Below are 13,215 nucleotides of genomic sequence, written 5' to 3'. Positions count from 1 at the left end.
AATATGAATCCGTTCACTATTATAAAGTCGTTGTTTAAAGTCCTATGGTGGGCTTGGATCACCATTTTACGGTGCATAGAGGCGGCATTTAATTTTACGGTCTGGAGCATTTGGGGATCGTGGAATGCTGCCGCCGCGCTCCGTAAATGGCGAGACAAGGACAAACCCACCCACGGCAACGCCAGTTTCGCCACCGACAAGGAGCTGAAGAAGCGCGGCTATTTCCAGCCTAAGGGGTTTCTGATGTGCGTCACCGGTAAAGGTAAGCGAGTATTCACTCGCGACGAGCGGAGCGTGCTCATCATGGCGCCTCCGGGTGCTGGTAAGTCCCAGCACTTCATCGCAGACCTACGTGTCCTGCTGGAGCGGCCCTATGCCCAACTGCCGTTTCTGATGATCGGCGACGCCGGCAACGAGCTATTCAATACCCTCGGCCCACAGATGAGGGCCAAGGGCTACCAGATAGCCAAGATTGACGCGGTCGAACCGGACCGGTGGACGAAGTATGACGTTCTCTCCGGCCTCGATCCGCGGGACCACATGCGGTTTCTCTTTAACACCCAGCTCAAGGGCATCTGTGAGGGTATGGTCGCGGACGAGCCGAATTCTAAAAACCCGCACTTTGTCGAGTTCGCCCGCCTGCTGCTCAAATGCGTAATCTCGGTCGACGTGAAGTACGAGGGCAACCGCCGCACCATTTCGGAAATGGTGGATCTCCTGATCGATGACAATGTCAGGGACGCCATGCTGAAGCGGGCGGCCCAATACAACGATCCCCACATCAGCGCCACCCTGCGCGCAATGTCCAAGCTACAGGACAAGCCCGAGGGCCTGTCGATGATGACAACCTCCCTGCGCAAGCTGGATAGCTGGAATGATGATGCGGTGCGCGAAGTCACCTCCTTCGCGAAGGACATGAACGGCAATTACCGGCGCGGTTGGAACTTCACCAAGATGTTCACCCAGGATGCGCCCGTCGTGCTTTTCATACGGACAGGGTATCAGGACGTTGGCGGTGACCTGTCGCGCATCATCTACAGCAATGCCGTCAATGAGGTTTCCGCGCTGTGGGACGCCACCAACAAGCCGCTGAAGCGGGAGCTAATTATCTACGTCGACGAGGCTGGCCTGACCGGCTACTGCGCCGCGTTCGTCAAGGCCTTCAGCAGACTCCGTAAAGTCGGTGTCCGGCTCCGCCCCTGCTTCGTGGGCATGGAGGAATTCAAGAAGACCTATCCACAGGACCACAAGACCCTCTTGAATGGGTGCGACATGGTCGTGTTTGGCGGCAGCAACGACATGGATCTGAATGACTTGGCAAGCAAGCTGGCTGGAGAGTTCACCGTGCAAAGCCGCAACGAGAGTGAGAGCGCTTCCGGCGAAAGCAAGGGGCGCAGCGAGCAGCCCCGGAAACTCATCAAGCCGGACGAGATTCGGCGGCTTGAGCAGGAGGAGGCCTTGGCGTTCATCGACAACCGGGTGGTCCGCGGCTTCAAGCCTTGGCGCCGGGTTAAGGTCAGGGGCGCCTACCGTATCAAATACCTATAGGCTCTGGCCCTCGCCCTCGGCGAGCTGTTCCTCAAGCAATTGCAACTCGGCCGTATAGCCAGCCTCCCGCAGGAACGTCCGGTATTCATCGGGGGTTATAGCGCCCTCAAGATACGCGGACATCGCGTCCTCCAGCGAGACGACGAACGCTACGTCGTCAATGCTGTTCTCCATGAATCGCTCGGCGTGGTTGATTTCCTCGTCAGTGCCGTAAACCCGCGTGAGCGCGGCCTGGTGTTCGAAGGCGGCCTGCTCCGCCTGGGATGCTTGATGGTCGAGCACATACAGCCGCTGGTCATAAGCCTTGCGGGTATATTCCACCTGATTGGCGGCCAGCTTCAAGTCGTGGGCGACCGCGCTGACCTGTTCGGCTTCCTTGCGCGCTCTCGTCTTGAACAAGCTGACGCCGAAGACGTTCAGCGAAAACCCCCTCAGCTTCCCGTCGTGGGTCTGGTGGGCCATCAGCCGTTCCTCAGCCTTGTCGGCGGCCATCAGCGTGGGCAGGCTATCCTGATAGAAATCTCCGGCATCAACGGCCACGCGGGTTCTTTCGGCGACCAGCGCCTGATAGCGGACCCTCGCCTGCTCGATGCGCGCCCTCGCCGCTTGCAAAGCTTCGCGCTCACCCACCTGCTCGTGCATGAACCTGATGTTGGCGACTGGATCTCCGCCGATGTTGGCGAGGTCGACCTTACCGTCTTCTTCGTCGTCCAAAGCCACGTCCTCCGGCTGCTCAATCTCAGCCGGAGAATCGTCGGAATCGGCTTGCGGCTCCAATTCGTTATCGGGGCGTAACGGGGCAACCTCATTGTCGTTGGCTGCAACCGCCTCGGCAACGTCCTGACGCTCCTCGTAGCCTTCGTGCACCTTCACGCGCACGTCATAGCCCAGATCCTGAAAGGCGCCGTTGGCGACCTCCTCCCAAGCCAGCTTGAGTTTGGCAGTGCTGCCACGTTCACTCATCCCAAATACCCGGCGCCCATCCTCCCCTTTGTCGATGAAGATGAAGTGCGCATGGTGGTTGCGGCCGTCGAAGCCGTGCAAGGCAAACAGGAACGGCGCCTCGCCTTTCCCGATGCGATTGCCGAAGCGCCGCAGCACGTTCACCGCGTCGGCTTCCGAGATGTCGTGCGGCACCGAGATGATGAACTTCTCGATGACCCGGCCATTCTTACGAACGGTATCCTCGTGGTGATTCAGGAACCGCTGGACGGCGTGGTACTGCCTTGGCATCCGCTCCGAGTAGATCAGCGAGGCGGCGTTCTTGCGGGTGATGTAGCGGACGTGCGCGGCGGCTGTGTACGGCTCCGCCTGCTTGGCCTTCCCAATGTTCGAATGTTTGATAAAGGCCGTAACCGTTGCCATTGCGCCACCAGCTTAACATGCGGAGCGCGTAACCGGGTTTGCATCAAACCCATATTGTCGCACTACCCTTCACACGCTATCGCTAACCGGCTTTTTCGGCACTCGGGCTATCGGTGAGTAACGGGGCAAGGGTTGGGAATTTGCAACTCGGGCAATCAGGAGCCAGCGCTCGCTTCAACATCCACCAGAATGTTCTCATGCTCCGCAATAATCGCCTCGAAGCTGTCTCGGCTGAAGTAGTACTCACATGGAGCCGAGTGGTCTGGCACCGGCTTCCATACCAGCGCATGGGTGGGCATGGATGGGAACCCATACATCCGACCGGAACACTTACAGAGGTATTCATCAGCTAGCAGGACGAAATGTTCGAACCGTGGTTCTATGAGCGTTCCGATCTTGATGGCCCCGTGCGGGGCTGAACCCCGCTCTGCAGCGGAAATCGCGACTTCGGCGTAGGAATAGATCTCTCTAAGAGCGCCGTCCTCCTGTTCGCGCATACCAGGTAGGTCATGATGACTGTATTCGGGGTGAGACGTCATGATGATCGTCGTCTTCTCGGGGTCGCGAAACCGTGCCTTCATTGCCTGCCGGTGTTCATGCAGCTGCATGAAGAGAGCTAACTCGTCGACGAACATGTAGAGCACGGTCGCAGTTCGTACCTCATGGCTAAAGTCAGCATAACGATAACCAATGACGACGCCGGCAAGTCCGATTTCGCCGAGCGACCTCATAGCATCAGAGTTGGGGTCGTTACGCCTCTCCCAAAGCTCGTCCAAGGCGAGCCTCACAATCGCAGAGTTGGAATTCTTCAATTTGCCGCCGTACTTCGCAGCGGCCAAAGGAGCCAACTCACTGTTGTACCCCCCGGTCGGCAGACGGCTTACCGGGTCCACCGCCATTCGCTGTTCGTACTCAGCTGGCAAACTTACCGAAAATTTATAGGCCTCGGTATCGGAGGCGGCGGCGGGAACCTTGGGCTCTTTCACTGCTCGTTTTCGCTCATCGGTCGCTGTCGAATCGGTCATACCAGCCTCCTACCACGGTCACATTAACTCAAAGTCTTTGATTGGGCATGGTCGGTCATTCCCGGTCGAGAAGGCTCCACAACGGGGCCTTGCCGGGCAAGACGGAGAAGACCATGACCTACCATCAACCCCCCCTCTGGATCTCGGATGCCGAGGTCCGCGCTATCTTCGCCCGTACCACCTGCTCTTACAAACACGGCTACGGCCGCCGCGCTAAGGTCGCCCAAGGCATCTTCATGAGGGAGAAGCGCGCCAACGACGGCACCCTCGGCTACGTGCTGCACAATCCTATCGGCAAGGTGAACTGGCTCTGGATCATCGGCAAGCGTGACCGCCGCCCGTTCGCGGTCTGCGTCGTCAGCTAAAGGAGAAGGGCGGGCTTCGGCCCGCCCCTTTCACATCATGAAAATCATCGAAATGCTCATTCAATCCATGCTGCGCGTCACGGAGCTGTGCATCCGCTTGCTGCTGCAGCTGACGGTCGCCGTGATGACGGCGCTGTTGTCAGGCATCGGCGCCCTAATTAGCCGCCGCCGTGACGTTCACCAGCAGGCACGGTCGGCTCGCCCACAGGCAAGCCGGTCGCGACGCCGGAAAGGGAGGCGGAAGTGGCAAAAGACTCGGCACTGACACTTAAAGACTTCGCGATTGTCGCCCCCCTCGTGTTGGGGGGCGCCAACTTCATTGCCGCGCGGTATTGGGGCTATCCGTTCCTGTATTGCTGGGCGGCGCCGACCGCGCGCGACCTTTATCTGTCGTGGGGACAGGTCGCAGTTTATTATGTCGTCGGGTTTATCCTTATTACCCTTTTGCGCGGGAATAAGGCTGGCGTTATTCTCGGCGTCATGATATTCATCGGCATCTTTGAATTGCCTCGCATTGCGGACACTATGTTCCGGTTGGGAGGCAGCTGTGGATAGGACGGAGCGCGAAATGCTGCGTGAAGCAGTGGCCCTCGAATATGACTTCAGGCTTTACCGGCAGTATTCAGAGCCGGAGGCAGCGTTCATCCTGCGCGTCGATCTATCAACGCTCAAGCGCTGGCGTCGAGCGAATAAGGCCCCCGGTGTCAACATGGGCGAGCGGCAAGTGAGGTATTGGGGCTACAAGCTGGCAGACTTCATGCTCTTGGGTGAACAATGGCGCGATATACCCGACGCGAATTCCAACTAGGAGAATACTGGCTCGACCAGCGCGAGGGCTCGCCAGCATGGTATCGCTGCTGGATCGAGGGCGCTCGCACGAAACGTGTCTCCCTGGGCACCGCCGACCTCGAAGAGGCCAAGGCGGCGCTCAGGGAGTTTTTCATTCTGGAGCACACCAAGACGCTGGAGGAACCGGCATCGACACCGCTGGCCGACATCCTCAAGCGCTATCAGGCGGAGCACGGCGGCAAGGTGCGTTCGTCCAGTTCCTCGGCTGTGGCGGTCGGCTACTGGCTCGACCATTTCAACGGCACCACCGTCGACCACCTCTCCGACGTGACCAAGCAGGAGGACTTTCACCGCGCCCTGCGCGGGAAAGGTCTCAAGGAAAGCTCCATCCTGCGTATCCTGACCACCGGCAAGGCGGCGTTGAACCGCGCCTACAAGCGCGGCGAGCTGAAAAGTGTCCCCTACATCCTGACGGTCAAGCCCGGCGCTGCCGAGCCCATGGGGCGCCCTATGGATTTAGCGGAGCTGCGCCGCCTGTATACGGTATCGCCTCCTCACCTCAAGGTGTTCATCGGCTGGATGCTGGGCACCGCTGCCCGGACAGAGGCGATTATCTCGCTGACCGCCGAGCAGGTGGAGCGGGACGACAACCTCATCAACCTTAATCCGGCCGCGCGTGCCCAAACCAAAAAGTATCGTCCAACAGTTCGGCTCATCCCGTCGCTGGCGGCTTGCCGCTTCAAGGGCAACCTCATCGTCACGAAGAGCGCGCCGGTGCAGGATGTCAAAACCGCGTGGCGTAGCGCCCGAGTGGCGGCGGGGCTGGATGACAAGGTCAACCCCTACAGTCTGAGGCACACAGCGGCCCGCTGGATGCGTCGTGAGGGCGTCAGCGAGTGGGACACCGCAACTCAACTCGGACACCGTCGACCGGGCGTGACGGAGCGTTACACGGCCTATGACCCGGCTTACTTGAAGGGTGCCGGTGAAGCGCTGGACAAGCTGGTGAACGCCGTCGTTGACGAATGGCCAGTTTGGGGTGAAGGAACGGTGTGGCGGGCTCGGGAGCAGGTCAAGCGAGTCGGCTGGTACTCGGTTTTGCCGGACGGCTTTACTGGCGCGTAACTGGCGCGTAAATAGCGCCCCCTTACGCCCCTTTGCGCGTTTTACGCGCCACCTAACGCGCGCTGTAACCCGCAGGAAACCGCCATTCTAGCCCTATCGGCTCCCTTCACACGGGTGGGGTCGCAGGTTCAATCCCTGCATCGCCCACCATCTGTTTGCTGAACATCACATCGGCAGCTACAGCCCGCCTTCCCCTTTGGCGCTCTGCCTTTCCGCACAGGCGCTGAACGCCGGAACACCCACATGCGGAACAAACCTGCATGACAGCGAGTTTCCTTGCGTCGAAACTTGAGGGAAAACCATGTCCAGATTTCTGCTTGCGGCCTACGTCGTCGTTCTTTTCGCCGCCGGACCCGCCTTTGCCGCGGATGAAACTGCACTGCCGCCACCCAATGCCAAGAAGCTGTCGGAGATCATCGCCAAGGTCGAGCAGCGTGACGGGTTTCGCTACGTGAAGGAGGTCGGCTGGGACAAGGACGGCTACACCGTCACCTACTATACCTCGGACAAGGCAAAGGTCGAAATCGTCTTCGATCCTGTGACGGCCGAACCAAAATAAGGTTCGCGGACATCACGTCGCGAATGCGCTGCGTCTGCGTGTTCTCAACGACAAAACGAGCGTCAAAATTGTCCATCCTGGCGTATGTTAGGCTGGGCGCGGGGCCGCGCCTTCGGCAATCCTGTTGGCTTGGGGGCCATCATGCGATGTTTCGTTAGACCCTATCTTCTGTCTGTATTCGCCATCGTCCCAGCCGGCGGCTTCCTTGCCGTTTCTCCGGCATTGGCGGACGGGTCGTCCTTCGACTGCGGCAAGGCAAACCTGCCGGCGGAAAAGGCGATCTGCGCCGACCCGCAGTTGTCGGCCATCGATCTGCTGGTTTCGAAGGCCTACAAGGAATTCGAGCCGGCGTTCGGCGGCGACAGGCGTAAGATTGCCCGCGGGCTGATCGCCGATCGCAATGCTTGCAAGAGCGATACCCCCTGTATCGCCAGCGCGCTCGACAACGCCTTGCAGACCTATGGAAATGCGCCGTCCTGGGTGCAGGACTACACCATCGCGCTGATCGGCAAGAAGGCGCTGGACGCTGCTGCACGGAATCCCGGCAATAAGGACCAGCCCCTGCCCTCGGCGATCGGCCAATGCGCGTCGACGCATATCGAGACGCTGACCACGCGGCTTGGCGACGATCCGCTGGAAACGGCTACTCCCGAAGCGGGCAGCGCGGCCACATTCACCAATGGCGGCGGCGCCGTATCCTATGATCGCGAGGCTGGCCTTGCCGCCGCCAAGGTCGGCGAACCCGTCGTCATGTGCTTGATCTCCATTCCCAGGGACTGCCCCAAGGACGACGACCGTGGCCGGGTTTATTATTCCGTCGACCTCGTCGCGAAAGGCTCCTGGGCTCTCCCGGATTCGCAGCATATGTGCGGCGGCGCCTGAGCGGCGGGATTTTCACCAGCGAGCCCAGGAGTGCTCCGTCTCCCCTTGCGTCAATTCGCCATTGATGGCTGATTGTGGAAGGATCAGGCTTCACCGGGGGGTGGACATGTCAACTGCGAAGCACTTGATGAAGCGCGTCCTCATGATGCTGGCCGGCTATCTCGTCGCCATACTGGTTGGTCTGATCGCCGTCGTGGCGATCTATGCCGCGCTGAGTTCCCTGCCCAACGCGCCAGCCTATTTCGACCTCATGGGGGTCTCGCCGATCGCGGCCTTTGTGGTACCGCCGCTCGGCATGTTCATCTATTTCCTGACCATCGTGGTAACCGCGCCCCAGACGCTGATTTTTGCGCTGATCGCCGAATTCTTCTCTCTTCGCAACGCTATGCTGCACATGGTCTTCGGCGCCGCGGCTGCGGCCGGAGGTTTCTTCCTGATCTGGCCGGGCGCGGCGGAGGACGTGGATCTGGAGCGCTGGGCCGACATCGGCATCATAGCCGCCGCCGGTCTGGTTGCCGGGCTGGTCTATTGGCTGATCGCCGGGCGCGACGCCGGTTTCAGACGCTCGCTGTCGGAGCGATAAACGACTAGCTCGAGGGTGAGCGCACCGCCTCGGTTGCGTCCAGGGCCTGCTTCAGCCGGGAATCGCGATCGTAGACGTCGCTGAAATACTCGACCTTGCCGGACATGTCGGGCCAGGCGGTGAAATAAGCGACATAGACTGGGATCGTGCGTGTCACATCCTCGGTCGAGTGTCCGTGCTTCAGCTTCTCCGCGATATAATCGACCGAGGTGCCTAGCACTGCCGCCGCCATGCCGCGCGGATCCTGCAGGCGCACGCAGCCATGGCTGAGCGCGCGCATATCCTGCTTGAAGAACGATTTCTGCGGCGTGTCGTGCATGTAGATCGCGTGCTTGTTGGGGAACAGGATCTTCAGTTCGCCCAGAGCATTGGCCTCGCTCGGCTGCTGGCGCACATTATAGGGAATGTTGGCGCCATAAGCGCCCCAGTTCACCGCCGAGGAAGGGATGCGCTTGCCGCGTGAATCCGTCACCTCATAGCCGGCCCGGTCAAGATAGCCGGGATCGCCGCGCAACCTCGGCAGCATTTCGTTGACGATGATCGACTGCGGCACGCCCCAGTAGGGGTGGAAATCGACTTGCTTGATCTGGTCGTAGAAGAAGGCGGTCTGGTTGGTGACGCGGCCGACGACGGCACGCGTCTTCAATTTTTCCTGGCCGTCGTCGATATAGCTTGCGGTGAAGGCAGGCTGGTTAATGAAAACACGCGGGCTGCCGAGATCGGAAGGCAGCCAGCGCAGTTCTTCCAGCGCCACCTCCACCTTCAGCAGCCTGTCGGCTTTCGACGTCCCGGCCAGCGTGGCGACCGTGCGTGGACCGATGACGCCATCGCCCTTCATGCCTTCCTTCTGCTGCACCGCCTTGATCAGCGGCACCAGCTCGGGAACGTAGACTTCGCTGGTTGCCAGCCGCGACAGGACCTCGCCATAGGTGCCGCCCATCTCGTCATCGAGATTACGCGCGATCAGCGACAGCAGCTTCGGCAATTCGGGGCTGGTTTCGCCTGGCTTCAGCAGCAGCTTGGGATCGACGACGATTTCGTTCTCGGCGCTCGCCTGCAGCGCTTCCAGTTCGACGCGCAGCGCCTGATATTCCGCATTCTGCGGATGGCGCGATTCCAGATAGGTGCGAACCTCCTGGGTATGCGCCAGAGTCTTCAGCACGCCCATCATGTCGAGCGGCTTGGCCGGGAAATCGTAGTAGCCGGTCATGCGGTTGGGCTCGACACGGCCATTCTGGGCGTCATGGGCATAGCGCAGGACACGTGCCGACAGCGCCATCTCGAATCGCACGAGCTCCTTCAGCTTGACCTCGTCGTCCGCCGAGGACGAACTGGCGGCAGGCACATCGACCGTGTAGTCGGCAGGCGTGAGGCCGTAGCTTGCAGCCTCGCCAAGCACCCGCACGGCATCCTGCGCGCGGTTGTTCGGGGTGGTTCCGGTCACCCAGATGAAATCCGGGTTGGCCGAGTAATAGGCGATCAGCGCCTTGGCGATGTCGGGCTCGGCATAGAGTTCATAGTCGGCGAGCCCAGCAATGGCTTCATGGAAGGCAGCACCCGTGGCCGAAGGCACGAAAGCGGCGTCTTGCGGTGCAGCCGGCTGCGGCGCCGTCGCCAGCGTCGAGAAGTCGACACGCACCAGCTTGTCGGCCTTGTAAGTATAGTAGGACGGACTGCTGATCCTCACGCCGCCGCCGGCCGGAGCGTTCGGCTTGGGTTTGTGCTTTGGCGGAGGAGGCGGAAACTCGCCTTTCGGCTCATGCCTGATGCCACCGCCGAACAGCATGTCGAAAAATCCCTGGGCTCCTGCCTGAGGCATGCCGAAAGCCAGCGTCGCCGTAATCGCCACCAGCGGCATCACGGTTGCTTTTTTACCGACGAATTTCATGGATCACCCGCTCCGGTCGCAACCGGTTCCCGTTCCGCACGCTAGACCGTCCCGCTCACCGCATGGCGGATGTAAGGCGCGACTATACCGATTCATACCGATTTCGTTAAGCTTTCATAAATTTCGGCAGGGCTGTTGCAGAACGGTTTCACAACATCGTGACGGCCGGCGCGACCGAACTGTCGCGCCGGCCCGGGAATCCCTGTGGCTTACGCGTTTGCGCCTCCATCGATGGTCAGCGCGGCTCCGGTGACGAACCTGCCCTCCGATCCGGCGAGCCAGGCAACCATGCCGGCGATATCGTCAGCTTCGCCGAATCGCGGGGTGGCCATCTTCTGGCGCTGATGCTCGGCATGCGGGCCGTCGGCCGGGTTCATGTCGGTGTCGGTCGAACCGGGATGGACGACATTGGCGGTGATGCCGCGTGACCCGAGGTCGCGGGCCAATGCCTTGGTCAGGCCGACCAGCGCCGCCTTGCTGGCCGAGTAGGCGCCCAGGCTGGTGTCGGTGACCCGCTCGGCCAGATTGCTGCCGATCGAGATGATCCTGCCGCCCTCGCCCATGTGCCTTGCCGCCGCTTTCGAGGCGATGAACGGCGCTCTCAGATTGATCGACATGGTTTCGTCGAAATCGGCAAGCGACAGCGCATCGATCGGCGCGGCGCGCCAGATGCCGGCACTGTTGACCAGGATGTCGAGCCGGCCGAAGGCAGTCACAGCATCGGCCACCGCCTGGTCTATGGCCTCGGCGTCACGGTTGTCGGCTTTAATGGCGATGGCGCGACCGCCCTTGGTCTCTATCTCGGCGACGACGGACCGAGCCTGCTCCTCGCCATGCACATAGGTCAGCGCCACATCGGCCCCCTCCGCCGCCAACCTTCGTGCAATGGCCGCGCCGATACCGCGGCTGCCTCCGGTGACGAGTGCTGCCTTGCCGTTCAAATTTCCTGATGACATCGGTTTCTCCATTTATATAGCGATTGATACATAAATACCTGCCAGCCTTGCCTGGCCGCGTCAACTCATTTATGTATCGATCAACACAGAAAAGAGCATCATGTCGGAAAGAGGCCGTCCACGAACCTTCGATCGAACCGCGGCCTTGCGGCGCGCGATGGACGTGTTTTGGGCCAAGGGCTATGAAGGCGCATCGATCAGCGATCTCGCCGTGGCAATGGGCATAAATTCGCCGAGCCTCTACGCCGCCTATGGCAGCAAGGAGGCCCTGTTCCTCGAGGCGACCGATCTCTATTCCCGCGTTGAGGGCGCCGACATCTGGCTCGCGCTGGAAGAGGCGCCAACGGCGCGGCTTGCGATCGAGCGGTTCTTGCGCCGGACCGCGAAGGCCTATTCGCAAAGCGATCGTCCGCAGGGCTGCCTGATTACGCTGGGTGCGCTGCACGAAGACTCGAGCCGGGGCGCGATCTGCGCGGATTTGCGGCGCCGGCGCGCCGAGAATCTAGCCGCGCTGAAGAAGCGTCTGCAGCGCGGCGTGGCCGAGGGTGAATTGCCTGCCGACTTCGATTGCCTTGCAGCCGCGACCTTTTTCGCAACGGTCCAGCATGGCATGTCGATTCAGGCGCGTGACGGCGCTTCCCGCGCCGCCCTGATGGCGACGGTAGCCGGGGCAATGGCCGCTTGGAAGGCCATGGCCGGCACCATCGAGGCGTGACAAACACCATCCGTTGTGCTCGAAATCCGACTTGCCAGCAAACTTGCGGCCGGAGGGAACCACGTGAAAAAAGGGTATCGCGAACTGCTGGATGAAGCCAATGCCGAGATCGAAGTGGTTTCGCCCGAGGAAGCGGCAGGGCTGCTTGAGGACGAAGACACCATCTTCGTCGATCTGCGCGATCCTCGTGAAATCGAACGCGACGGCAGAATTCCCGGCGCCAAGCACGTCACGCGTGGCATGCTGGAGTTCTGGATCGATCCCGAAAGCCCCTACCACAAGCCTTTCTTCGCTTCCGGAAAAAGCTTCGTCTTCTTCTGCGCCGGCGGCTGGCGTTCAGCGTTGGCTACCAAGACGGCGCAGGACATGGGTCTTTCCCCGGTCAAACACATCCTCGGCGGCTACACGGCCTGGAAGGCTGCCGGACTGCCTGTAGAGCCCGGAGACAAGAAGAAATAGCCTGAGTGCCGCTCAGTGGAGCAGCGACGGGTTCTGCTGCATGGTCACGAAGCCGACGGCGCGTTCAACCACGCCCTTGTCGGCCAGAATGCGGCGATGGCCGAGCCCGTCGGCCCAGTGCAGCCGTACATGGTCGCCGGCGCCGGCATAGCGTCGTGCATGTTCAGCCGGCACCTCCCGGTCGTCGGGCGCGTGGATGACCAACGTCGGCACGGGCGCCTGGGCGAGCTGCCGGTCACCGGTGAATTCGTGCAACGGCCGGCCGGAGAGATATTCGACGCGGTCAGCCATGGCGACCTGCGAGCGGGGACCGACATTGAGCATGCGGCTGAAGTCGGCGAAGATTGCCGGCAGCGAGCTTGGTGCCGCGATCAGCACAAGACGTGCGGCCGACAGCGGCGGGATGTCCTTGACGGAGCCGGCGATGGCATTGGCGGCAACGGCGCCTCCGAAGGAATGGCCGACGGCAGCCACGAACGGCCCAAACCATTCGCCGGCCACTCTTGCGGCTTCGACGGCATTGACCATGTTCAGGTGCCTGCCCTGCGAATGGCCATGACCGGGAAGATCGAGTGAGACGACCTTGTAGCCGGCGGCGCGAAAACCTTCGATCAGCACGCGCATATATTCGGTACGCGAGCGCCAGCCATGGATGACTAGGACGGTGCCGGCGGACTCGCGGCCCGGCTCGGGGCGGAATTCATGAACCATGACGCAGCCGGTCGCGGTCTTCAGCCGGTGATGCCGCGCCTCGGCCATGAACTCCGCGGCGCGGTCGATGGCGCGGCGCTCGCCGTCGGTCAGTGTCCTGGTGCTTGGCGTACGGCAGAACAATTCGAAAGCCGCGCGCCCGGTGATGCGCGGCGCGACATGTTCGGCCGCACCAAACGCACCTCGGATGACCTTCAGCCCGAATGATGCCATAGTCAGAATCCATCCATACGTTCAAGCATGAA

At 61.2% G+C, this 13,215-nt stretch carries 15 protein-coding genes; 10 read left to right on the top strand and 5 right to left on the bottom strand.

The features are described 5' to 3' along the window. Positions 1-3 precede the first annotated feature (3 nt). Entirely contained in the window at positions 4-1,548 is a 1,545-nt protein-coding gene (locus LB555_RS08510; protein ID WP_224682632.1) for a type IV secretory system conjugative DNA transfer family protein, read from the top strand. On the opposite strand, the gene LB555_RS08505 is transcribed toward LB555_RS08510, so the two are convergent. Beyond that, positions 1,543-2,913: a MobA/MobL family protein gene (locus LB555_RS08505; protein WP_224682631.1), complete on the bottom strand. Its 1,371-nt coding sequence runs from the start codon at positions 2,911-2,913 to the stop codon at positions 1,543-1,545. The two genes, LB555_RS08510 and LB555_RS08505, sit on opposite strands and share 6 nt — an antisense overlap. Before the next feature lie 155 nt (positions 2,914-3,068). Continuing rightward, a complete protein-coding gene (locus tag LB555_RS08500; protein WP_224682630.1) occupies positions 3,069-3,938 on the bottom strand; it encodes a hypothetical protein in 870 nt (289 codons plus the stop codon). Positions 3,939-4,051: 113 nt separating this feature from the next. Between LB555_RS08500 and LB555_RS08495 the strand changes: the two genes are divergently transcribed. The 7 genes from LB555_RS08495 (at position 4,052) to LB555_RS08465 (ending at position 8,241) form a co-directional block, all read left to right on the top strand. Continuing rightward, entirely contained in the window at positions 4,052-4,303 is a 252-nt protein-coding gene (locus LB555_RS08495; protein WP_224682629.1) for a hypothetical protein, read from the top strand. 243 nt (positions 4,304-4,546) lie between these two features. Next, a complete protein-coding gene (locus LB555_RS08490) occupies positions 4,547-4,858 on the top strand; it encodes a hypothetical protein (protein ID WP_224682628.1) in 312 nt (103 codons plus the stop codon). A gap of 13 nt (positions 4,859-4,871) precedes the next feature. Next, positions 4,872-5,111, top strand: a complete 240-nt coding sequence (locus tag LB555_RS08485) for a hypothetical protein (RefSeq protein ID WP_224682627.1) — start codon at positions 4,872-4,874, stop codon at positions 5,109-5,111. Next, the gene (locus LB555_RS08480; protein ID WP_224682626.1) at positions 5,078-6,217 is read left to right on the top strand and encodes a tyrosine-type recombinase/integrase; all 1,140 of its coding nucleotides are present in this window, start codon (positions 5,078-5,080) and stop codon (positions 6,215-6,217) included. Before LB555_RS08485 ends, LB555_RS08480 begins: the two co-directional genes overlap by 34 nt. 301 nt (positions 6,218-6,518) lie before the next feature. Further along, positions 6,519-6,776, top strand: a complete 258-nt coding sequence (locus LB555_RS08475) for a PepSY domain-containing protein (RefSeq protein WP_224682625.1) — start codon at positions 6,519-6,521, stop codon at positions 6,774-6,776. Positions 6,777-6,917: 141 nt separating this feature from the next. Beyond that, entirely contained in the window at positions 6,918-7,658 is a 741-nt protein-coding gene (locus LB555_RS08470; RefSeq protein WP_224682624.1) for a lysozyme inhibitor LprI family protein, read from the top strand. A 106-nt stretch (positions 7,659-7,764) separates the two neighbouring features. Beyond that, positions 7,765-8,241 (top strand): hypothetical protein, encoded by a 477-nt coding sequence (locus LB555_RS08465; protein WP_224530866.1) that lies wholly within the window; start codon positions 7,765-7,767, stop codon positions 8,239-8,241. Positions 8,242-8,245: 4 nt separating this feature from the next. Here LB555_RS08465 and LB555_RS08460 read toward each other — a convergent pair whose 3' ends face one another. Both LB555_RS08460 and LB555_RS08455 read right to left on the bottom strand, forming a co-directional pair. Continuing rightward, complete coding sequence (locus LB555_RS08460) at positions 8,246-10,129, bottom strand: murein L,D-transpeptidase (RefSeq protein WP_224682623.1); 1,884 nt, start codon at positions 10,127-10,129, stop codon at positions 8,246-8,248. Between the two features lie 209 nt (positions 10,130-10,338). Next, complete coding sequence (locus LB555_RS08455; RefSeq protein WP_140873894.1) at positions 10,339-11,085, bottom strand: 3-oxoacyl-ACP reductase family protein; 747 nt, start codon at positions 11,083-11,085, stop codon at positions 10,339-10,341. 100 nt (positions 11,086-11,185) lie between these two features. On the opposite strand from LB555_RS08455, the gene LB555_RS08450 reads away from it, so the two are divergent. Continuing rightward, positions 11,186-11,800 carry a TetR/AcrR family transcriptional regulator gene (locus tag LB555_RS08450; protein WP_140720441.1) on the top strand — a complete coding sequence of 205 codons (615 nt, stop codon included), beginning with the start codon at positions 11,186-11,188 and terminating at the stop codon, positions 11,798-11,800. 63 nt (positions 11,801-11,863) lie between these two features. Beyond that, complete coding sequence (locus LB555_RS08445) at positions 11,864-12,259, top strand: rhodanese-like domain-containing protein (protein WP_015317866.1); 396 nt, start codon at positions 11,864-11,866, stop codon at positions 12,257-12,259. A gap of 12 nt (positions 12,260-12,271) precedes the next feature. Here LB555_RS08445 and LB555_RS08440 read toward each other — a convergent pair whose 3' ends face one another. Then, positions 12,272-13,183, bottom strand: coding sequence for an alpha/beta hydrolase (locus tag LB555_RS08440; RefSeq protein ID WP_224682622.1), 912 nt, complete (start codon positions 13,181-13,183; stop codon positions 12,272-12,274). Positions 13,184-13,215 lie beyond the last annotated feature (32 nt).

This window comes from Mesorhizobium sp. BR-1-1-10 (assembly GCF_020165595.1).
Classification (GTDB): Bacteria; Pseudomonadota; Alphaproteobacteria; order Rhizobiales; family Rhizobiaceae; genus Mesorhizobium; species Mesorhizobium australicum.
Note: the sequence above shows the minus strand (reverse complement) of the source record. Positions and strands in the feature narration are given on the sequence as shown.